Consider the following 19,798-nt stretch of genomic DNA (forward strand, 5'->3'; position numbering starts at 1 on the left):
CACTCTCACAAAGAGGTCGAGAGCGGCAGCCCGGGCCGGCGGAACCCCCGCGGAAAACAGCAACGGCAAGAGGGAGAAACCCACCTCTTGCCACTCTCAACTTATAACGCACAGGGGGCCTTGCGGCAAGGCCCCCCTGGGGGCGCAGAATCGCTGGCCGAGGCCAGCACCTGCGGAAACGGGAGATCCCCACCATGAACCCCTTGATCACCAGCGCGTTCGATCTTCCCGACCACCTCTCCCCCAAGGCCGACCCGGCGCTGATCGCCGGCGACGAGCAGCACTTCGCCGCCATCGCGGAGAGCCTCGGGCAGGCGATCGCCGAGCTCTCCGACCGGCTCGACGCCGAGCGCAGGGCGCCCGGCGGCAAGGGCCGCGAGGCGATGGACCGGGACCTGGAGATCCACCGGCTGACCGGCCGGCTCAGCGCCCTGCGCCGCTTCGGGCTGGACCTGTGCCTGGGACACATCGTCAGCGCGGACCACCCCGAGCCGGTCTACGTCGGCCGGCTCGGCCTCACCGACAGCACGGGCCGCCGCCTGCTGCTCGACTGGCGCTCCCCCGCGGCCGAGCCGTTCTTCGCCGCGACCCACGCCGACCCGATGGGCCTGGTCAGCCGTCGCCGCTACCGCTGGACCCGCGGGCGGATCAACGACTACTGGGACGAGGTGTTCACCGCCGACCGCCTCGAAGGGCACGCCGCGCTCGACGACCAGTCCGCCTTCATCGCGAGCCTCGGCAGCACCCGCTCGCCCCGGATGCGCGACGTGCTCGCCACCATCCAGGCCGACCAGGACGCCATCATCCGGGCGGGCTCACGAGGCGCCCTGGTCGTCGACGGCGGACCGGGCACTGGCAAGACCGTGGTCGCCCTGCACCGCTCCGCCTACCTGCTCTACTCCGACCCGCGCCTGGGGCAGCGCCGCGGCGGCGTACTGTTCGTCGGGCCGCACCAGCCCTACCTGGCCTACGTCGCCGACGTGCTGCCCAGCCTCGGCGAGGAGGGGGTGCGGACCTGCACCCTGCGCGACCTCGTCGCCGAGGGTGCGCAGGCGGCGGTCGAGGCCGACCCGGAGGTGGCGCGGCTGAAGTCGTCCGCCGGCATGGTCAAGGCGATCGAGAAGGCCGTCCGGTTCTACGAGGAGCCGCCCACCGAGGCGCTGACGGTCAGCACCTACTGGGCCGACCTGCGGGTGAGCGCCGAGGACTGGGCCGAGGCGTTCGACGCGCCGGGGCCGGGCACCCCGCACAACGAGGCGCGCGAGCAGGTCTGGGAGGAGCTGGTCTCGATCCTGCTGGACCGGCTCGACGACGAGGCCGTCACGCCCGAACTGCTGCTGCGCGGGCTGCAGCGGGACCAGGACCTGGTCACCGCCCTCCACCGGGCCTGGCCGCTGATCGAGGCGGCCGACCTGGTCGGGGACCTCTGGACGGTGCCCGCCTACCTGCGGATGTGCGCGCCCTGGCTGGGCCCGGACGAGGTGCGCGCGCTGCGGCGCGCCAAGGCCGACGCGCAGGCCTGGACGGTCAGCGACCTGCCGCTGCTGGACGCGGCCCGCCAGCGCCTCGGCGACCCGCAGGCGGCCCGGCGCAAGCGCCGCCACGACGCCGCCATCGCCGCCGAGCGCGAGCGGATGGCCGGCGTCATCGACGACATCCTGTTGGCCGACGACGACGGCGAGGGCGCGGTGACCATGCTGCGCGGGCGGGACCTGCAGGACAGCCTGATCGACGAGGGCGCACTGCCCGGCGCCGAACGGGACGCACTGGCCGGCCCGTTCGCGCACATCATCGTCGACGAGGCGCAGGAACTGACCGACGCCGAATGGCAGATGCTGCTGCTGCGCTGCCCCTCCCGCAGCTTCACCATCGTCGGGGACCGCGCGCAGGCCCGGCACGGCTTCACCGAGTCGTGGCAGCAGCGCCTGGCGCGGATCGGGCTCGACCGGGTCGAGGTGACCTCGCTGAGCGTCAACTACCGCACGCCGGAGGAGGTGATGGCGCAGGCCGAGCCGGTGATCCGCGCCGTGCTCCCGGACGCCAACGTGCCGACCTCCATCCGCAGCAGCGGCATCCCCGTCGTGCACGCGGCGGTGGCGGAGCTGGACCCGATCCTGGCGGCCTGGCTCGCCGAGCACGCCGAGGGGACGGCCTGCGTCATCGTCGATCCGTCCCTCCAGGAGACGTTCCGCTCGGCGTTCCGGGAGAACGCACGGGTCCGGCTGCTGACGCCGGAGCTGTCCAAGGGGCTGGAGTTCGACCTGGTCGTCCTGATCGACCCGGAGAGCTTCGGCCAGGGCATCGAGGGCGCGGTCGACCGCTACGTCGCGATGACCCGGGCGACCCGCCAGCTCGTCGTCCTCACCAGCGGCTGAAGAGCTGGGTCGGGTCGCTCAGTGCCTTGAACTCCAGGGCGTTGCCGGCCGGGTCGAGCAGGAACATGGTCCACTGCTCGGCCGGCAGCCCGGCGTAGCGCAGCGACGGCGCCATGACGAACTCGGTCCCGGCCGCCGTCAGGCGCCCGGCCAGCTCCTGGAAGGCCGGCCCGCCCAGCACCAGCCCGAAGTGCGGCACCGGGACGCGGTGGCCGTCCACCGTGCCGTGCCCGGCGGGCTGCTGGCGGAGGCCGGGCACCAGGTGGGTGACCAGCTGGTGGCCGTGCAGGTCCCAGTCGACCCAGCCGTCGGTCGAGCGGCCCTCGGTCAGGCCGAGCAGGCCGCCGTAGAAGGCGCGGGCCGTCGTCAGGTCGTCGACCGGGATGGCGAGATGGAACGCGGGAGTGGTCATGGCCACCACCTTGATCCGCCTCGTGTCCGGACGTCAACAGGCGAAGGGCACCTCCCGCGGCCTGCCCCGGGGGCCGCCGACCAGCCGTCGGAGTGGCGCGGTACGGTACCGAGCCGGTTGATCGACATCCGGTTGATCGGCAACGGGGAACTGAGGAACATGATCCTGTCACGCGTGCCCAGAAGCCGTGCCGGGTGGCTGGCCCGGGCCTGGGTGGTGGTGGCGGCCGGGCTGATCGGGATGCTCCTGTTCGGCAGCAGCGTGCCGTTCGAACTCGGCTGGGCCGGCAAGCCGGGAAAGCTGACCATCACCTCCTGCGAGACCACCGGCGAGGGCAAGGGCCGCCGCACCCAGTGCGCCGGCTCCTTCGCCTCGGACGACGGCACCGTGGTGGACGAGTACTACGGCGACAACGGCGTCTACCCGGTGGGCAAGGTGCTGCGCCGCCAGCGGGAGAGCTCGCTGACCCTCGATCCGGTGGGCTGGGGCTCCGCCGCCCTGACCCTGAGCGCGGTGCTCGGCTCGCTGGCGGGCGTCGGTGTGGGCCTGCAGGCACTCTCCGCCGTCTCCCGGCGCCACCCCACCGACCGGCAGCGGGCCCAGCGCCCGCCGCTCGCCACCCGCCGGGGCACGCTCCACCCGCTCTCCCCGGCCATGCGCAGGCTCGAATGGACGGCCTGGGGCCTGATCGCGGCGAGCCTGGCGGGCGCGCTGGTGATGCTCGTCGTCGGCCTGCTGCTCTGACGCCGGGTCCGGGGACCCTACGCCCAGGGCAGCGCGCTGCGGGTGCGCCAGTAGGCCTCGGCGGGCTCGGCGAGGGCGGCGAGTCCGGCCAGCTCGCCGGGGTCGAGCGCGAGCCCCGCGGCGCCCAGGTTGGAGGCCAGGTGCTCCAGGGTCGCCGCGCCGGAGAGCACGATGCCGGCCCACGGCTGGGCGGCGGCCACCGCCAGCGCGAGCGCGTCGCAGGAGGCGCCGGTGCGGGCGGCCAGCGAGCGCAGTGCGGCGGTGTCGGGGCCGGTGGCGTTGCGGTCGGCGAGGCGGCCGTTGGCCATGCCCTCCTTCACCACCACCAGCCAGCCCGCCGCGTGGGCCTCGGCCAGCGCGGGGGCGGCGGAGGTCTCCAGCAGGTTCCAGGTGGCCTGGACGGCGCTGAACAGCGGCCGCCCCTCCACCGTCACCGCCAGCGCCGCACGGATGGTCCGGGCCTGGGCCGGGCCGCTGGTCGACAGGCCGACCCGGACCCCCTGCCCGGCCAGCGCCGCCAGCCGGGCGTGCAGCACCGGGTCGGTCAGCGCCGGGCTGTCCGGAGTGACCGAGTGCACCAGGTAGACATCCAGGTGGCCACCCAGCAGCGCCCGGGTCTCCTGGACCTGACGGTCGAACACCGCCGCCGAGTGCTCCTTGACCTCGTGCACCGGCACCCCCGAGGCCTGCCAGTCGGCGGTGTAGGTGTAGCCCCACTTGCTGCCCACGACACTGTCGGCGGCCGCCTCGGGCCGGGCCGCCAGCCACTCGGCCACGAACTCCTCGGCCCGGCCGTAGGACCGGGCGGTGTCGAAGTACCGCACCCCGGCGGCGTGCGCGGCGTCCAGCAGTGCGTGGGTGCGCTCGCGCAGCGCCGCCACACTGCGCTCGGCGGGCAGGTCGAGGTCCCGGCCGAGGGTGATGTAGCCGGGGCGCCCGACCGCGGCCGTCCCCAGGCCGAACCGTGTGATCGGCGAGCTGACGGAGCCTTCGGCGGCGGGTGCGGTCGGCATGCTGGGCGTCCCTTCGGTCGTTTCCGCTGGTGGGCGGCCCCACCGGCACCCGGAACCCTATCCGTCGCACCCGTCCCACCGGTTCACCCGGTGCTGTCCTCGCCCGCCGGGCGCTCCGCGCGCAGTTGCTCCTCCGAGGCGCCGCGGCGCCAGTAACCGGAGAAGAAGACGGAGCTGCGGTCGATCCCGCGCTCGCGCACCAGGTGTCGGCGCACCGCTCTGACCATGCCGGCCTCGCCCGCGATCCACGCGTACGGCGCGCCCTCGGGCAGCCGCGCGGCGCGCACGGCCGAAAGCAGTGACCCGGCGACCAGTGACCCGCCGACCGGTGACCCCTCAGTGGTGTCGCGGACCAGCCAGCTGATCTCCGCCTCGCCCGCGCAGGCGAGGTGCTGGACGTCCTGCGGGTGCGGGACCTCGATGAAGGCCGTCACCCGCGCGGTGGCCGGCAGCCACTCGAGGATGCCGCCGACCGCGGGCAGCGCCGTCTCGTCCGCCACGATCAGCACCCGCTCGGCGTCCGGTGGCGGCCGGAAGCCCACGCTGCGGTTGTCCGCCAGCGCCGGGCCCAGCAGGACCACCCGGTCGCCGGGGCGGGCCGCGGCCGCCCAGCGCGAGGCCGGCCCTGCCGCCTCGGGCGGGTCGCCGGGCGCGGTCCCGTGCAGGGCGAAGTCCACGTCCACCTCGGCGGGTTCGGGCCGGTGGGCGCGGATGGTGTAGGCGCGCATGACGGCCCGGACGGCGGGGTCCAGCGCGCGCCACCGGGCGAACCAGTCCTCGCCCGCCGCGACGGGCAGCACCGGGGCCGACTGGCCGGGGTGCGGCAGGAAGAGCGAGAAGCTCTGGTCCCGGCCGCCGGCGGCCAGCCGCGCCAACTGCTCACCGCCGAAGGTGATCCGGGTCAGCGTGGGCCCGAGCCGGCGGCTGCGCACCACCTGGGCCTCGACGAAGCGGTACTGGCCGCCGTACAGCGTGTCCGGCGCGGCGGGCAGCGCGTCCGGCCGCACAGGCAGCGCGTCCGGTCCGGCGGCCCCCGTGGCGGTCAACTGACCTTCTTGGCGCTCTGGACGGCCTTGGCCAGCCGCTCCAGCAGCGGCGCGGCGCCGGCGTAGGAGAAGCGTGGCACCGAGCTCCACGGGGTGACCTGGCCCGCCTTGACGGCCGGCAGCTGGTTCCAGGTCGGCCTGCTGCTCAGGTCCTTGGGCTGGAGCGCGAGGCTGCGGTCGTCCAGCAGGATCAGGTCGGCCGGGTACTTTCCGGCGTTCTCCCAGCTCAGGCCCTCGAAGTAGCCACCGGTGCCGAGCTCGTTCGGCACCACGAGGTCCACGCCGAGTTGGGCGAAGTACATCAGGTCGGTGGCGATCTGCGGGTTGGAGGCGTAGAAGAGGTCCGGACTGCCGGAGGCGGCCAGCACCTTGATGCCACCGGCCGCCTTGGCGGCCTGCCGCACGCTCTCGGAGGCGGCCTCGAAGCGGGCCTTGGCGTCGGTGACCTTCTTCGCGCCCAGGTCCGCGCCCAGCGACGCGGCCAGCGCGGCGTAGCGCTCGATCGGCTGGGTGATCGGCACCCGGGCCACCGTGATCGCCGCGACGTCCGGGTTGATCTGCAGGATCTTGGCCTTGCTCTCGTCCGGGACGTACCAGAAGGCGCCCGGGTCGTACATGTGGGTCACCAGCAGGTCGGGGCGCAGCGCCGCGTACTTCTCCAGGTCGAATTCGCCGTAGGCGTTGCCGACGATCGTGACCTTGTCGATGTCCAGGTCGCCGGCCTGCGGGTCGGCCTTGCCGTCGGCCGCCCTGGTCTCGCCGAAGACCCCGGTGATCTGCCGGTCGAGCCCGAAGTCGACCAGCGCGGCGGCGGCGCCGGTGAAGGCGACGATGCGGGTGGGGGCGCTGGGCGCGCCGAGCTGCTTGGGCTGGTCGTCGGTGAAGGACCAGGGGCCCTGCTTCGCCGTCCCGGAGGCCGGGGCGGATCCGCCCTTCGTGGTGCCACCGCTGTTGCAGGCGGTCAGCAGGGCACCGAGGGCGGTGGCACCACCGGCGGCGAGCAGGCCGCGACGGGAGAGCCGGCGGGCGGGGCTGGAGTGCATGTGGGTTCTCTTCTCGGGGACTTGACGGGACGGTGGGGGACTTCTGGGGCGGGGCGGTGGGGACGTCGGGGCACGCGTGGGGACGGCGTGGGGACGGCCGGGAAGATCACCCCGGTCGACTTAGGTTAACCTAACCTAAGTTCACGTCCAGAGGAGCACACCGCCCCTCCCACCAGCCCCGGAGTCCACTCATGTCGGTCGGCAAATCCCTTGCGCCCCAAGGCCCTTCCCCCGGTGCCCGGCCGCCGTCCGGGTCAGCCGGGCCGGTGCCGGGCACGACCGGGGCGCCCGCCCGCACCGCCCTGCGGACCGGCGGACTGCTGGCCGCGGTGCTGCTCCTGCTGGCCGTGCTGGGCCTGAGCATCGGCGTCGGCGCCCGCGCCCTGTCGGTGGGTGAGGTCTGGCACGGCCTGCTCGACCACACGTCGCCCGACTACCCGGTGGTGCACCAGATGCGCCTGCCGCGCACCCTGCTCGGCCTGGTGGCCGGCAGCGCGCTCGGCCTGGCCGGCGGCGTCATGCAGGCCCTGACCCGCAATCCGCTGGCCGACCCGGGCCTGCTCGGGATCAACGCGGGCGCCTCCGCCGCCGTGGTCAGCGCCATCTCGCTGCTGGGCGTGGCCACCTTCGACGGCTACGTCTGGTTCGCGCTGGCCGGCGCCGCGCTCGTCTCGGTGCTGGTCTACGCCGTCGGCGGCGGGCGCGGCGCGACTCCCGGCCGGCTGGCGCTGGCCGGGGCGGCGCTCAACGCCACGCTCTACTCCTTCGTCAGCGCGGTGATGCTGCTGGACACCAACTCGCTGGAGAGGATGCGGTTCTGGACGGTCGGGTCGCTCGCCGGCGCCCGACCCGACACCGTGGTCGCGGTGCTGCCGTTCGTCGGCCTCGGCACCCTGCTGGCGCTGGCGCTGGCCCGGCCGCTGAACGCGCTGGCGCTCGGCGACCAGAGCGCCCGCGCACTCGGCGCCCGGCCCGGCACGGTGCGCGGAGCGGCCATGGTCGCGATCACCCTGCTCTGCGGCGCCGCCACCGCGGCCTGCGGCCCGATCGTCTTCGTCGGCCTGCTGGTCCCGCACCTCGTACGGGCCCTGACCGGACCCGACCTGCGCTGGCAACTGCCGTACTGCGCGGTGCTCGCGCCGGTGCTGCTGCTCGGCGCGGACGTGCTGGGCCGCGTCCTCGGCCGGCCCGGCGAGGTGCAGGTCGGTGTGGTGACCGCCGTGCTGGGCGGCCCGTTCTTCCTCTTCCACGCACGGCGCGCAAAGGTGGCCCGGCTGTGACGACCATCCGTTCCGGGCGCACCCCGCGCCACTGGCCGCGCGCTCTGGTCGCCGGTGGGGCCTCGGCCCTGCTGGCCCTGCTGATGAGCGTGCTCAGCCTGGGCAGCGGCGACTACCCCATCGGCCCGGCCGAGGTGCTGCGCGCGCTGACCGGCGGCGGCTCCCCCGCCGAGGACTTCATCGTCAACGAGCTGCGGCTGCCCCGGGTGGTGACCGCCCTGCTGGTCGGCGCCGCGCTCGCGCTGTCGGGCGCGCTCTTCCAGTCCCTGGTGCGCAACCCCCTCGGCAGCCCCGACGTGCTGGGCGTCACCCAGGGCGCGGCGACCGGGGCGCTGCTCGTCGTGGTGGCCGGCGGCAGCAGCCTCGCGCTGGCCGGCGGTGCGGTGGCCGGCGGGGTGGCGGCCGGCGCGGCCGTCTGCGCGCTCTCCTGGCGCGGCGGCCTGCGCAGCGGCCAGCTGGTGATGGTCGGGATCGGCGCCGCCGCTATCCTCACCGGGGTCAACGGCTACCTGCTGACCCGCACCCGGCTGACCGACGCCGCCCGCGCGGTGCTCTGGCTGACCGGCAGTCTGGACGGCCGCGGCTGGGGCGACGCGCTGCCGCTCGCGGTCACGCTCGCTCTCCTCGCCCCGCTGGTCCTGGTGGGCTGCGCCCGGGCGCTGCGGCTGCTCGAACTGGGCGACGACCTGGCCGCCGCGCTCGGCGTGCGGGTCCAGTCGCTGCGGCTGATGCTGCTGGCCGCCGCGGTGCTGCTCTGCTCACTGGCCGCGGCCGCCGCCGGGCCGGTCTCCTTCGTCGCACTGACCGCCCCCCAGCTGGCCCGGCGGACGACCCGGGCCCCGGGCCCCAACCTGCTCGCCTCGATGTGCACCGGCGCCGCACTGCTGGTCACCGCCGACTGGACGGCGCAGCAGCTGATCACCGACCACCAGCTGCCGGTCGGCGTGGTGACCGGCGTCCTCGGCGGCGGCTACCTGGTCTGGCTGCTGGCCGCCGAACGCCGGGCGGGCCGGATCTGACGGCGCCCCACATCCCCCCTGGTCAGGGCGCCCACGACCCGCAGGAGTAGTCTCACCCGGACCGCCGCCGGAGGCTGATCCACCGGCGGCGGCCTGCGGCGACGGCGAGGGAGGGCACGGTGTCAGCGGGGGACGCGGAGCCGGCGGAACTGTGGAACGACGACCACGTGCCGCCGGTGAGCAGGCACCAGGCCGGGAAGGCGGTACGGGCCCTGGTCGGCCTGGCCCTCCTCGCGCTCGGGGGCTGGTACGGCTGGGAGTACGCCGCCGCCTGGGCCCATTTCCACCACGCCCCGCGGGTGGCCGTCGTCATCGACTCCGTCGACTACACCAAGCGGGCGGAGAACGCCACCCGGATCACCGTCGACCAGCTCGTCGCCGGCCAGGACGTCACCGACACGGTCGACGACCCGATCACCGCCCCCGCTCGCCTCTCCCCGGGCGAGCAGGAGTTCGTGCTTGTCGACACCAGCCGCCCGGGGCACGTGCTGTTCCCCAGTCAGCTGCACTGGGTGGCCGGGGCACTCCCGGCCCTGGCCATCGCGCTCGGGCTGGCCGGCCTGCTCAGCGGGGTGATCGGGCTGCTCCACCCGCCCGGCGGTCGCCGCGGGGCCTGAGCAGCTCCTCGACCAGGGTGTCCACCAGATCGCGGGGGACACGCGATCCCATCAGGGCGCGGTGGACGAGCGGGCCGAGCAGCGCGTCCAGCAGGTCGTCGGGCCCGAGCACGGGTGAGAACTCGCCGGCCTCGATCCCGCGTGCGAGCAGCTCGCGCTCCTGGCCGCGGCGTGGCGCGAGGTAGCGCTCGTGGAAGCTCCTGGCCGTCGCGGGGTCGTGCTGCGCCTGGGCGATGAGCGCGAGCAGCACCTTGCCGGCGGCGTCGCCGGTGAGGAAGTCGGCGAAGTCGCCCAGGTAGCCGCGGACGGTCTGTGCCGTCGGGACCCCGGTCGGCACGGGCAGGAGTTTGTCGCTGTCCGCGATGAGCGTGTCGAGCAGGATCTCGACCTTCGAGGGCCACCAGCGGTAGATCGTCTGCTTGGCGACGCCGGCCTCCCGCGCGATCGCCTCGATGGTCAGGGCCGCGAAACCGTGCTCGGCGAGCAGGTCGTCCGCGGCGTGCAGCACCGCCAGGCGGGCGGCCTCGTCGCGCCGGTTGCCGGAACGCGGCCTGGGTGACGGGGAGCTGGCGGCAGGCATGCGGACACCCTACCGGCCGTGGCCTGCAAGGTTTGCCTAGACGCAACGTCGCGTCTAGTCTTTGGGTCACACCACAGCGAAGGAGCAGCACCCATGTCCACCCCGTCCCATCGCCAAGCCCTCGTCATCGGCGCCTCACGCGGATTAGGCCTCGTCCTGGTCACCGAACTCGCCCGGCGCGGCTGGCAGGTCGTCGCCACCACCCGTCAGGCCGGCGGCGAGCTGCAGGCGCAGGCCGACGCCTCGAACGGCCGACTGGGCCTCGAACCACTGGAGATGACCAGCCCCGAGGAACTGGCGGCCCTGCGCGAGCGCCTGGCGGGCCGCCGGATCGACCTGCTCTTCGTCAACGCCGCGATCAACCAGGGCGACCTGCCGATCGCCGAGGTCCCGACCGAGATGTTCAGCGAGGTGATGGTCACCAACGCGCTGAGCCCGCTGCGCGCCCTGGAGATCCTGCGCCCGCTCGTCGCACCCGGCGGAACCGTCGCGGTGATGTCCTCCGAGCAGGGCAGCATCTCGCTCAACACCGAGGGAGGCTACGAGCTCTACCGGGCCAGCAAGTCCGCGCTCAACCAGCTGATGCGCAGCTATGCCGTCCGCCACGCCGACGACGGACACACCAAGCTGCTCATCGACCCCGGCCACAACCGCACCGAGCTCGGCGGACCCGACGCGCCGCTCGCCCCCGAGGAGAGCATCCCCGCCGTCGTCGACGTCCTCGAAGCCCAGGCCGGCGCCCCGGGGCTGCAGTTCCTGGACCGCCATGGCGAGGCCGTACCGTGGTAGCAATCACTCCCACCCGCGGCGCGGTGCGCATGGTCCCGCGGCACCGCGCCTGGGCACCACCGCGCTTTCAGGGAACCGGAGTTCGAGCCTGACGCGGCGTCATTGGGTCGATCATATGAACGACTTACAGTGACAGGACATGGCGGATCGCCGATTCCCCCGTCGGCGACAACGCCGTTTCCACCAAGCCCGGTTGGCGACTTCGCGGAATGCCGGAGTCCGTGGTGCCGGATTCGCGAGGCGTGGTCCTTTAGCCTGGAGCGCAAGTTCGGACACGTAACCTCCGTGCCGGGCAGGCAGTCCGCACGGAGCCGCTCACCCTTCAGGAGCCGCCATGAGTTCCGACCGCTATCACTGGGACCGCTCGCACCCGGGCCTGACCTCGCTGCGCGAGGCGATCGAGCCGGTGCGCCAGGAAGTGGTCAGCCATCCGCTCTACCGGAGGCTGGACTCCCTGGAGCGGGTCCGCACGTTCCAGGAGCGCCATGTCTTCGCGGTCTGGGACTTCATGTCGCTGCTCAAGTGCCTGCAGCAGCGGCTGACCTGTGTTCAGGTCCCGTGGGTGCCGAGCGGGCCGACCGCGAGCCGGCGGCTGATCAACGAGATCGTGCTGGTCGAGGAGAGCGACGAACGCGGCGACGGCTACATCAGCCACTTCGAGCTCTACCTGGAGGGGATGGCCAGGTGCGGGGCCGACACCCGGCCGATCGACGGCTTCCTGCGGCTGATCGGCACCGGGACCGGCGTGCCGGAGGCGGCGAAGTCGGCCGGGATCCCGTCCCCGGCCGCCGACTTCGTGGCGGTCACCTGGGACATCATCCAGAGCACACCGGTGCACTGTCAGGCCGCGGCCTTCGCCTTCGGCCGCGAGGACCTGATCCCGGAGATGTTCGAGCAGGTGATCCGGATCGAGGACGCGGACGGCCGGCTGACCGTCTTCAAGGACTACCTCGCGCGCCACATCGAGGTGGACGGCGAGCAGCACACCCCGATGGCGATGCAGATGCTGATCGACCTCTGCGGCGACGACACGGAACGCTGGACGCAGTGCGCCGAGACCGTCCGCCGGGCGCTCTCGGCGCGGGTCGCGCTGTGGGACGGGATCCTCGCCGACTGCGGCGGCTGACGGGCCGACGGCGGGCGGACGGCGGCCCGACGGCGGGCCGGCGAACCGGCCGGTGGCGGTCACCCCGTGGCCGCCACCCTGCGGTGGCCCACCAGCAGCCCCACCGCATGGGCCGCACCCGAGAGCAGTGCGCCGAGCAGCAGGGCGTACTGGAGCGGTAGTTGGGTGGCCGCCAGGAAGGTCACCACCAGCAGCGAGCGTTCGCGCCAGCCCCGCCGCCAGGCCAGCGCGATCTCGGGCAGGCGCGCGAGCACCAGCTTGACGCCGATCAGGATCAGCAGGGCGCCGACCACTGCCAGCGGGATGAACCCGGTCACCCGGCCGAAGAAGCAGAGCAGCAGGGCCAGCACCACGCCGGAGGCGACCCCGGCCCAGCGGCTGCGCGCCCCGGCGGCGACCGCGACCGCGGTGCGCGAGGGCGAGCCGCCGACCGGCAGGGCGTGGCAGAAGGCTCCGACCGCGTTCGCGGCGGCCTGGGCGAGCACGTCCCGGCGCCCGGCCCGGCGGCCCACCGGCTCGCCGGCCGCCGGACCGCCCGCCGGGCTCCCGGGCGCGATCGCGGCGGCCTGGGCCAGTGCCACCGCCGCCACCGAGCAGGCGCCGCCGACCAGGTGGGGCATCACCCACCAGTTCGGCACGGTCAGCTGCGGGAGCCCGCCGGGCACCGTGCCCAGCGAGGCGGCCAGCGGGACCGTGATCCCCGCGACGTGCACCAGCACCCCGGTGACCACCAGGGCCACCAGCACGGCCAGTGCGCGCAGCCGGCTGACGGCGTGGGCCAGGGCCCAGACCAGCACGGTGGCCACCGCCACCGCCGTCATGCGGTGCGACCAGGCCCCCGGGTGCGCGAGCCAGGAGGCCAGCCGCAGCAGGCGGTTGTGGTGCCGGGCCCGGTAGCCGGTCGCCTCGCGCAGCGCACCCGCGATGATCTGGACCGCGGTTCCCAGTGAGAACCCGGTCACCGCCCCGAGCGAGATCCCCCGCAGCACCGCACCGAGCCCCAGCAGCGCGAACAGGGCCATCGCGGCGGCGACCAGCAGCGTGAGTGCGGCCACGTTCGCGGGCAGCGTCGGGTCCAGGTGCGCGTGGCGCAGCGCGTTGCCCGAGGTGAGGGCGATGGCGCTGGTCAGGGTGGTGATCATCAGCGGGGTGCGGCCCAGCAGCGAGCCCATCATGGCCGGCAGCACACCGCTGCTCAGCCCGCTGCCGGGAGCCAGCCCGGCGATCGCCGCGTACGCCATCCCCTCCGGCACGCTGAACAGCGCGGTGATTCCGCCCGCCAGCAGGTCGCGGGGAGCCGGTCGGGTGGTGTCCTGCTCGGGCTCGGCTTCCGGTTCGCCCTGCTCCACTGCGCACCTCCAGCTGTGCTGTCCGGCGCCCCTCCGGTCGGCGGCCGAAGGCCAGCGTGACGGCCGACCGGGGTGGGAAGCACGCAGGCGGCACCCGGAGGTCGGTCATCCGGGTGGAACCGTCCGCGTTCCCGGCGTGTCGTCGAGCGGCATGCCGTACGGCTGCGCCGGTCGGCGCTACCCGTGCCCCTGCGCGCGGGCCTTGGTCCAGGCGGCCTCGCGCAGCAGGCGCAGGCCGTTGAGACCGACGATGACGGTCGAGCCCTCGTGGCCGAGGACGCCGAGCGGCAGCGGCAGTCGGCCCGCGAGGTCCCAGACGACCAGGCCGGTGATGAAGACCGAGGCGATCACCAGGTTCTGCACGACGAACGCGCGGGCTCGTCGGGAGAGCGCGACGACGGTGGGGACGGTGGCGAGTTCGTCGCGCACGATCACCGCGTCGGCGGTCTCCAGCGCGAGGTCCGAGCCGGCCCGGCCCATCGCGATGCCGGTGTGGGCGGCGGCCAGCGCCGGTGCGTCGTTGACGCCGTCGCCGATCACCAGCACCCGGCGGCCGGCCCGCTCCCGCTCCTGGACGGCGGCGACCTTGTCCTGCGGCAGCAGCCCGGACCGGACGTCGGTGATGCCCACCTCGGCCGCCAGCCGGGCGGCGGCCCGCGGGTTGTCGCCGGTGACCAGCATCGGCACGGCCCCGGTCAGGGCCGTCAGCGCGCCGACGGTGGCGGCGGCGTCCGGACGCAGGCGGTCGGCGATGCCCAGCACCCCGACCGGCACGCCGTCCACCGTCACCAGCACCGCGGTCGATCCGCCCTCCTCCAGCTCCGCCGCGATCCCGGCGGCCGAGGCGGCGGCGCCACCGAGCGGTCGGGCGGCGTCCGCCAGCAGCCGGGCGGGGGCGCCGACCGCGACCGCCCGGCCGCCGACGACCGCCCGCACGCCGACGCCGGGGGTGGAGCTGAACTCCTCGGCGGCGGCGAGCGCCGGGGCTCCGGCGCGGGCCGCCTCGACCACGGCGCGGGCGAGCGGGTGCTCGCTCGGGTGCTCGGCCGCGGCGGCCAGGGCCAGCAGCTCCGCCTCGGCCAGACCCGAGCCGGCCAGCGGGCGCACGGCGGTCACCCGCGGAGTGCCCTCGGTGAGCGTGCCGGTCTTGTCGAGCGCGACGGCGTCGACCTGCCCCAGGCGCTCCATCACCACCGCGGACTTCACCAGCACGCCGTGCCGCCCCGCGTTGGCGATCGCGGAGAGCAGCGGCGGCATGGTGGCCAGCACCACGGCGCACGGCGAGGCGACGATCATGAAGGTCATCGCCCGCAGCAGGGCGCTGGTCATGGTCGCGCCGAGGGCCAGCGGGACGACGAAGACGGCGAGGGTGGCGGCGACCATGCCGAGCGAGTAGCGCTGCTCGACCTTCTCGATGAACAGCTGGGTGGGGGCCTTGGTCTCGGAGGCCTCCTCGACCAGCCGCACGATCCGGGCGATCACCGAGTCCGCGGCGTCGCGCTCGACCCGGACCCGCAGGGCGCCGGTGCCGTTCAGGGTGCCGGCGAACACCTCGTCACCGGGCTCCTTGGCCACCGGCAGCGGCTCGCCGGTGATGGTGGCCTGGTCGACCTCACTGCCCCCCTCCAGCACCCGGCCGTCGGCGCCGACCCGCTCCCCCGGGCGGATCAGGATGGTGTCGCCGACCGCGAGGTCCGCGGTGGCCACGCTCTCCTCGCCGCCGTCGGCCGACAGCCGGGTGGCCGTTGCGGGGGCCAGGTCGAGCAGCCCGCGCACCGAGTCGGCGGTGCGGGCGGTGGCCAGCGCCTCCAGCGCGCCGGAGGTGGCGAAGATGACGATCAGCAGCGCGCCGTCCATCAGCTGGCCGATCGAGGCGGCGCCGATCGCCGCGACGATCATCAGCAGGTCGACGTCGAGCGTCTTCTCCTTCAGCGCCTGCAGCCCGGCCCAGGCCGGCTCCCAGCCGCCGGTGGCGTAGGCCAGCGCGTACAGCGGGCCCCAGGCCCAGGTGGGGGCGCCGGTCAGCTGGAGCGGCAGCGCGGCCAGGAAGAGCACGGTGGCCGCGGCCGCGCAGCGCGCCTCGGGCAGCGCGAACACCCGAGTGCGCCGCCGGGGGGCGGCACTCGCGGCTGCGACGCCCAGCTCGGGGGCGCGGCGCTCGATCAGGGTGGAGGACATGGCAGTGGTGTTCCTTCGCGCGGGCAGGGCAGAGCGGCCCATTCACCATACAGGAACATATGAACACTCCTTCAAGCATGCATACGGAAGGGCCTCGCCCGCGGGCCGCCGCACGGCCCCGCCCCCGCGGACCGTCGGCCGGCCCTGGAAGAATCCTGCGCATGACCACGACCTCGCCCCCGGCGCCCCTGGACACCGCACGGCTGGTGCGCCGGGGCTTCGCGCTGGAATGGGCCACCCTGAGCTGGAACGTGATCGGCATCGTGGTGCTCGCCGTCGCGGCGATCGGCGCACGCTCGGTGGCGCTGGCCGGTTTCGGCCTGGACTCGCTGATCGAGATCGGCGCCTCCGCCGTGGTGGTCTGGGAGCTGTCGGGCAGCGGCGCGGCGCGCCAGAAGCGGGCGCTGCGGCTGATCGGCGCCGGTTTCGGCCTGCTCGCGCTCTACCTGACGGTGCAGTCGACGCTGGTCCTGGTCACCGGCTTCCACCCGCGCCACTCCTCGCTCGGCATCGCCTGGACCGCGGTGACCGCCGCCGTGATGTTCGCGCTGGCCGCGGGCAAGGCCCGGACCGGCCGCGCGCTGGACAACCCGGTGCTGCGGACCGAGGGCAGGGTCACCCTGGTCGACGGCCTGCTGGCCGCGGCCGTGCTGCTCGGTCTGGTCCTCAACAGTGCGCTGGGCTGGTGGTGGGCCGACCCGGCGGCCGGCTACGTGCTGGTGTACTACGCGGTCCGCGAGGTATACGAGATCTTCCTCGGCGAGCACTGACCGCTCCACGCCCGGGCCCGATCCACCGCACGTCCGATCGACCGCAACGCCCGACCCACCGCACGTCCAGTCCACCGCACGTCCAGTCCACCGCACGTCCGATCCACCGGAAACGAGGAAATCCTGAACACGTCGCTCGCCGAAGCCCTGTCGGTCGGCCTGCTGGCGCTGCTGCTGGCCGCTGCGGTGATCCGCCCGTGGGGCCTGCCGGAGGCGGTGGTCGCGGTGCCCGCCGCGGGCATCGTCGTCGCGACCGGCGCAATCTCCCCGGCGCACGCGGCGAGCGAGGCCGCCCGGCTCGGTCCGGTGATCGGTTTCCTGGCGGCCGTCCTGGTGCTGGCCCAGCTCTGCGACGACGAGGGGCTGTTCCAGGCCTGCGGGGCCTGGATGGCCCGGACCGCGGCGGGGCAGCCCCGCAGCCTGCTCGTACAAGTGTTCGTGGTCGCCTCGGTGATCACGGCGGTGCTGAGCCTGGACGCCACCGTGGTGCTGCTGACCCCGGTGGTCTTCGCCACGGCCGCCCGGCTCGGTGCCCGCCCCAAGCCGCACGTCTACGCCTGCACCCACCTGTCGAACACCGCCTCGCTGCTGCTGCCGGTCTCCAACCTCACCAACCTGCTCGCCTTCACCGCCAGCGGGCTGAGCTTCACCCGCTTCGCCGCGCTGATGGTGCTGCCGTGGCTGGTCGCCATCGGGGTCGAGTACGTGGTGCTGCGCCGGTTCTTCGCCACCGATCTCGACGCCGGCGCCCAGGCCCCGACCGCCGGCGCGGCACCGCAGATGCCGCTGTTCGCCCTGGTCACGGTGGCCGGCACGCTGGCCGGCTTCGTGCTGACCTCCGCGCTCGGCATCGACCCCGCCTGGGCCGCGCTGGCCGGCGCCCTGGTGCTCGCCGCCCGCGCCCTGGCCCAGCGCCGCACCACGCCGCGCGCGATCGTCCGCTCCGCGGCCGTGCCGTTCCTGGCGTTCGTGCTGGCGCTCGGCATCGTGGTGCGGGCGGTGGTCGACAACGGGCTGGCCGGCGCGCTCGCGCACCTCGTGCCGCACGGCACCGCGCTGCCCGCGCTGCTGGGCACCGCCGTCCTGTCGGCCGTGCTGGCGAACGTCATCAACAACCTGCCCGCCACCCTGGTGCTGCTGCCGCTGGCCGCCGCGTCGGGCCCCGGTGCGGTGCTGGCGGTCCTGCTCGGGGTGAACATCGGTCCGAACCTCACCTACGCCGGCTCACTGGCCACCCTGTTGTGGCGGCGCATCGTGCGCGAGCACGACACCGAGGTGAACCTGGGCGAGTTCAGCCGGCTGGGTCTGCTCGTCGTGCCCACTGCCCTGGCCCTGGCCGTGGTGGCACTGTGGGGGGCACTGCAGATCGTCGGAGGGTAGCCGCCGTGGACGTCGTCGTCTGGATCACCGAGGGCACCTGGCCCGCCTGCGTGGACGCCGCCCGCGCCCACGCCCCGGCCGACGCCGCGATCGTGCTGCTCCACGTCAGCGACGACGACGTCCCCGGCGCCGCACACGGCGCGTTCGCCGGGCTCCTCGGACGCGGCCACCCCGGCGGCCACGCCCGTCGCCACCCCGGCGATCACCCTGGCGGGCACCCCGGCGCGCACCGCCCGGCCGAGGGCTGGGGCAGCGACCCCGGCAACCGGGTGGCGGACCTCGCCGCGGCCGGTGCCCGCCGACTCCTGGACGCCGCCGCCGAACGCCTGGGCCGCGACTGCACCCGGGTGGCGCGCAGCGGGCGGGTGGAACGCGAGGTGGTCGCGGCGGCCGACGGGGCCGAGCTGCTGATCCTCGCCCGCGACGGCGACCGCAGCCACCTGGGCCCGCGCAGCCTCGGCCCGGCCGGCCGCTTCGTGGTCGACCACGCGCCCTGCCCCGTGCTGCTGGTGTGGCCCGAACCCTCCCCCGGCATCGCGACCATCCCGCCGCCCCACCGGTAGCGACCTCGGACCTCCCCGGGTCAGAACTCGTCGTGGGTGAACGGCAGCGTGGGCTGGGAGCGCCTCGCCGAGGCCGCCTACGCGTCAGAACTCGTCGTGGGTGAACGGCAGCAGCTCGGTGCGCAGCGCGGCGTCGAGGCGTCGGGCCGCGCCCGGCGTGCGTTCGGTGACGAGTCCGGCCCGCACCAGGGGGTGCAGCCCGGTGTCGCCGAGGTAGCAGGCGGCCAGGTCGCGGACGTCGAGCACGAGGTCGGCGGGGTCGGTGGTCGGCTCGTACCGGTTGCCGTCCCGGACAGCGCCCGCAGCGCCGGCCGGGCCGGCGGTCAGGCGGAACCGGCCGTGGTTGGCGGGGACCGCCTCGTCGCGCACCTCGAGGACGAGGTCGACGGGCGCGGCCCAGTCGCGGGCGGTCAGGGCCGCGCGCACGTCCACCAGGCGCAGCCAGAGCGCCGGGAACTGCCGGGTGATCCGCACCTGGTCGCGGTCGGCGCTGATCAGCGGCAGGACGTCGTCGGCCGGGCGGCCCCAGGCGCGGACCCGGCCGGTCAGGTCGAGACCGGCGAGGTAGCTCCACAGGGCGGCCGCCACGGCAGCGCTGTCGCTCTCCAGCTCGTGGACCTCGACGAGTCCGGGGGTGCCGTTGTCCTCGTCGCCGCCGCGGGTGCGGTAGATCGCGTAGCCGGCGTACGGCTCCCGGCCCGAGACCACGATCCGTGGCGGGCCGAGTTCGTCGTCGTCCTCGTCCTCCTCGGGCAGCACCTGTTCGCGCCACCAGAGGCGGTCGCGGGCGGGCCGCCCGGCGCGCCGGGAGCGGCTCGCCTCGTAGTGGGGGCCGAGCAGGCCGGGGGCCTCGGCGGCGTCCAGCAGGCGCAGCGGCCCGGGGTCGGGGGTCAGGCGCAGGGCGAGCGGCCGGGTGGAGTCGATCTCCAGCGTGGTCAGGTGGGTGGCCGCACCGAAGCCGTGGCGGCCGTAGATGGCGGCCTCCGAGGCCCAGAGCGCGGCGAGCGGGCGCCCCTGGGCGGCGCAGTCGCGCCACAGCTGCGCGAGCATCGCGGAGAGCACCCCGCGCCGGCGGTGGGTGGGCGCCACGCAGACGAAGGTCAGCCCGGCGCAGGGCAGTTGGCCGCCGGGGACGGAGAGCCGCAGCCGGTGGGCGGCGAGCAGGCCCACCACCTGGCCGTCCGCGTAAGCGCCGAGCCGGTCGCAGCGGCGCAGCAGCTTGCGGTACCGGTCGCGCTGCTCCGTGTCGTAGCTCTCGTGGAAGACCAGCGAGGCGAGGTCCAGGGCCCGGCCCAGGTGCCCCTCGGGGACCTCGCGGATGTCTGCTGCCGGGCGCGGGGTGCTCACTTCACCGGAGTCTAGGGGCTTCTGACGGCACGGCGGGTGCGTTCGGCCACTTGAAGGAGCACGTGTCCCTCACGGAGGATGAAGCTCGTCACCGGACGGCCGTGCGCGGCGTTGTCACGGTCGGACGGCGGTGCCGTGACGAGGGGCGCACAAGTGACGGTGTGCGC

General features: G+C 74.7%; 18 protein-coding genes. 10 read left to right on the plus strand and 8 right to left on the minus strand.

The genetic code is table 11. The features are described from left to right. Positions 1 to 194 precede the first annotated feature (194 nt). Complete coding sequence (gene helR, locus OG500_RS04025; RefSeq protein ID WP_327064953.1) at positions 195 to 2,375, plus strand: RNA polymerase recycling motor ATPase HelR; 2,181 nt, start codon at positions 195 to 197, stop codon at positions 2,373 to 2,375. Here helR and OG500_RS04030 read toward each other — a convergent pair. Beyond that, positions 2,362 to 2,787 carry a VOC family protein gene (locus OG500_RS04030; RefSeq protein ID WP_327064954.1) on the minus strand — a complete coding sequence of 142 codons (426 nt, stop codon included), beginning with the start codon at positions 2,785 to 2,787 and terminating at the stop codon, positions 2,362 to 2,364. The two genes, helR and OG500_RS04030, sit on opposite strands and share 14 nt — an antisense overlap. A 174-nt stretch (positions 2,788 to 2,961) precedes the next feature. On the opposite strand from OG500_RS04030, the gene OG500_RS04035 reads away from it, so the two are divergent. Next, positions 2,962 to 3,531 (plus strand): hypothetical protein, encoded by a 570-nt coding sequence (locus OG500_RS04035; RefSeq protein ID WP_327064956.1) that lies wholly within the window; start codon positions 2,962 to 2,964, stop codon positions 3,529 to 3,531. Positions 3,532 to 3,548: 17 nt separating this feature from the next. Here the strand turns inward: OG500_RS04035 and OG500_RS04040 are convergent, their stop codons facing one another. The 3 genes from OG500_RS04040 to OG500_RS04050 form a co-directional block, all read right to left on the minus strand. Next, a complete protein-coding gene (locus OG500_RS04040) occupies positions 3,549 to 4,544 on the minus strand; it encodes an aldo/keto reductase (protein ID WP_327064957.1) in 996 nt (331 codons plus the stop codon). Positions 4,545 to 4,627: 83 nt separating this feature from the next. Next, positions 4,628 to 5,536: a siderophore-interacting protein gene (locus OG500_RS04045; RefSeq protein ID WP_442789307.1), complete on the minus strand. Its 909-nt coding sequence runs from the start codon at positions 5,534 to 5,536 to the stop codon at positions 4,628 to 4,630. A 50-nt stretch (positions 5,537 to 5,586) separates the two neighbouring features. Then, complete coding sequence (locus OG500_RS04050; protein ID WP_327064958.1) at positions 5,587 to 6,633, minus strand: ABC transporter substrate-binding protein; 1,047 nt, start codon at positions 6,631 to 6,633, stop codon at positions 5,587 to 5,589. Between the two features lie 191 nt (positions 6,634 to 6,824). Between OG500_RS04050 and OG500_RS04055 the strand changes: the two genes are divergently transcribed. The 3 genes from OG500_RS04055 to OG500_RS04065 all read left to right on the plus strand — a co-directional run bounded on the left by OG500_RS04055 (position 6,825) and on the right by OG500_RS04065 (position 9,549). After that, positions 6,825 to 7,913, plus strand: coding sequence for a FecCD family ABC transporter permease (locus OG500_RS04055; RefSeq protein WP_329576629.1), 1,089 nt, complete (start codon positions 6,825 to 6,827; stop codon positions 7,911 to 7,913). Next, complete coding sequence (locus OG500_RS04060) at positions 7,910 to 8,932, plus strand: FecCD family ABC transporter permease (RefSeq protein WP_442789104.1); 1,023 nt, start codon at positions 7,910 to 7,912, stop codon at positions 8,930 to 8,932. Before OG500_RS04055 ends, OG500_RS04060 begins: the two co-directional genes overlap by 4 nt. Before the next feature lie 119 nt (positions 8,933 to 9,051). Beyond that, the gene (locus tag OG500_RS04065; RefSeq protein ID WP_329576633.1) at positions 9,052 to 9,549 is read left to right on the plus strand and encodes a hypothetical protein; all 498 of its coding nucleotides are present in this window, start codon (positions 9,052 to 9,054) and stop codon (positions 9,547 to 9,549) included. Here the strand turns inward: OG500_RS04065 and OG500_RS04070 are convergent. Further along, positions 9,497 to 10,129, minus strand: coding sequence for a TetR/AcrR family transcriptional regulator (locus OG500_RS04070; protein ID WP_327064961.1), 633 nt, complete (start codon positions 10,127 to 10,129; stop codon positions 9,497 to 9,499). The two genes, OG500_RS04065 and OG500_RS04070, sit on opposite strands and share 53 nt — an antisense overlap. 93 nt (positions 10,130 to 10,222) lie before the next feature. Here OG500_RS04070 and OG500_RS04075 point away from each other — a divergent pair, with 93 nt between their 5' ends. Then, positions 10,223 to 10,918 (plus strand): SDR family NAD(P)-dependent oxidoreductase, encoded by a 696-nt coding sequence (locus OG500_RS04075; RefSeq protein ID WP_329576637.1) that lies wholly within the window; start codon positions 10,223 to 10,225, stop codon positions 10,916 to 10,918. Positions 10,919 to 11,252: 334 nt separating this feature from the next. Beyond that, positions 11,253 to 12,044: a DUF3050 domain-containing protein gene (locus tag OG500_RS04080; RefSeq protein ID WP_327064963.1), complete on the plus strand. Its 792-nt coding sequence runs from the start codon at positions 11,253 to 11,255 to the stop codon at positions 12,042 to 12,044. A 59-nt stretch (positions 12,045 to 12,103) separates the two neighbouring features. Here the strand turns inward: OG500_RS04080 and OG500_RS04085 are convergent, their stop codons facing one another. Next, positions 12,104 to 13,393 (minus strand): SulP family inorganic anion transporter, encoded by a 1,290-nt coding sequence (locus tag OG500_RS04085; RefSeq protein ID WP_329576641.1) that lies wholly within the window; start codon positions 13,391 to 13,393, stop codon positions 12,104 to 12,106. A 177-nt stretch (positions 13,394 to 13,570) separates the two neighbouring features. Next, positions 13,571 to 15,571 (minus strand): heavy metal translocating P-type ATPase, encoded by a 2,001-nt coding sequence (locus OG500_RS04090; protein WP_329576644.1) that lies wholly within the window; start codon positions 15,569 to 15,571, stop codon positions 13,571 to 13,573. Between the two features lie 161 nt (positions 15,572 to 15,732). On the opposite strand from OG500_RS04090, the gene OG500_RS04095 reads away from it, so the two are divergent. The 3 genes from OG500_RS04095 to OG500_RS04105 all read left to right on the plus strand — a co-directional run bounded on the left by OG500_RS04095 (position 15,733) and on the right by OG500_RS04105 (position 18,284). Next, a complete protein-coding gene (locus OG500_RS04095) occupies positions 15,733 to 16,341 on the plus strand; it encodes a cation transporter (protein ID WP_329576648.1) in 609 nt (202 codons plus the stop codon). A 123-nt stretch (positions 16,342 to 16,464) separates the two neighbouring features. Beyond that, the gene (locus OG500_RS04100; protein WP_327071441.1) at positions 16,465 to 17,721 is read left to right on the plus strand and encodes an arsenic transporter; all 1,257 of its coding nucleotides are present in this window, start codon (positions 16,465 to 16,467) and stop codon (positions 17,719 to 17,721) included. A 5-nt stretch (positions 17,722 to 17,726) separates the two neighbouring features. Next, the gene (locus tag OG500_RS04105; RefSeq protein ID WP_327064967.1) at positions 17,727 to 18,284 is read left to right on the plus strand and encodes a universal stress protein; all 558 of its coding nucleotides are present in this window, start codon (positions 17,727 to 17,729) and stop codon (positions 18,282 to 18,284) included. A gap of 84 nt (positions 18,285 to 18,368) precedes the next feature. Here the strand turns inward: OG500_RS04105 and OG500_RS04110 are convergent, their stop codons facing one another. Next, on the minus strand, positions 18,369 to 19,631 hold the full coding sequence (locus tag OG500_RS04110) for a GNAT family N-acetyltransferase (RefSeq protein WP_327064968.1): 1,263 nt from the start codon (positions 19,629 to 19,631) through the stop codon (positions 18,369 to 18,371). Between the last annotated feature and the right edge of the window lie 167 nt (positions 19,632 to 19,798).

Origin of the sequence: Kitasatospora sp. NBC_01250, from assembly GCF_036226465.1 — a bacterium.
In the GTDB taxonomy this organism is placed as follows: domain Bacteria; phylum Actinomycetota; class Actinomycetes; order Streptomycetales; family Streptomycetaceae; genus Kitasatospora.

Bases quoted from the DNA above. Each gene is read 5' to 3' on its own strand.
- helR (WP_327064953.1), top strand. From the start codon at position 195: ATGAACCCCTTGATCACCAGCGCGTTCGATCTTCCCGACCACCTCTCC.
- OG500_RS04030 (WP_327064954.1), bottom strand. From the start codon at position 2,787: ATGACCACTCCCGCGTTCCATCTCGCCATCCCGGTCGACGACCTGACG.
- OG500_RS04040 (WP_327064957.1), bottom strand. From the start codon at position 4,544: ATGCCGACCGCACCCGCCGCCGAAGGCTCCGTCAGCTCGCCGATCACA.
- OG500_RS04050 (WP_327064958.1), bottom strand. From the start codon at position 6,633: ATGCACTCCAGCCCCGCCCGCCGGCTCTCCCGTCGCGGCCTGCTCGCC.
- OG500_RS04055 (WP_329576629.1), top strand. From the start codon at position 6,825: ATGTCGGTCGGCAAATCCCTTGCGCCCCAAGGCCCTTCCCCCGGTGCC.
- OG500_RS04070 (WP_327064961.1), bottom strand. From the start codon at position 10,129: ATGCCTGCCGCCAGCTCCCCGTCACCCAGGCCGCGTTCCGGCAACCGG.
- OG500_RS04075 (WP_329576637.1), top strand. From the start codon at position 10,223: ATGTCCACCCCGTCCCATCGCCAAGCCCTCGTCATCGGCGCCTCACGC.
- OG500_RS04080 (WP_327064963.1), top strand. From the start codon at position 11,253: ATGAGTTCCGACCGCTATCACTGGGACCGCTCGCACCCGGGCCTGACC.
- OG500_RS04090 (WP_329576644.1), bottom strand. From the start codon at position 15,571: ATGTCCTCCACCCTGATCGAGCGCCGCGCCCCCGAGCTGGGCGTCGCA.
- OG500_RS04095 (WP_329576648.1), top strand. From the start codon at position 15,733: ATGACCACGACCTCGCCCCCGGCGCCCCTGGACACCGCACGGCTGGTG.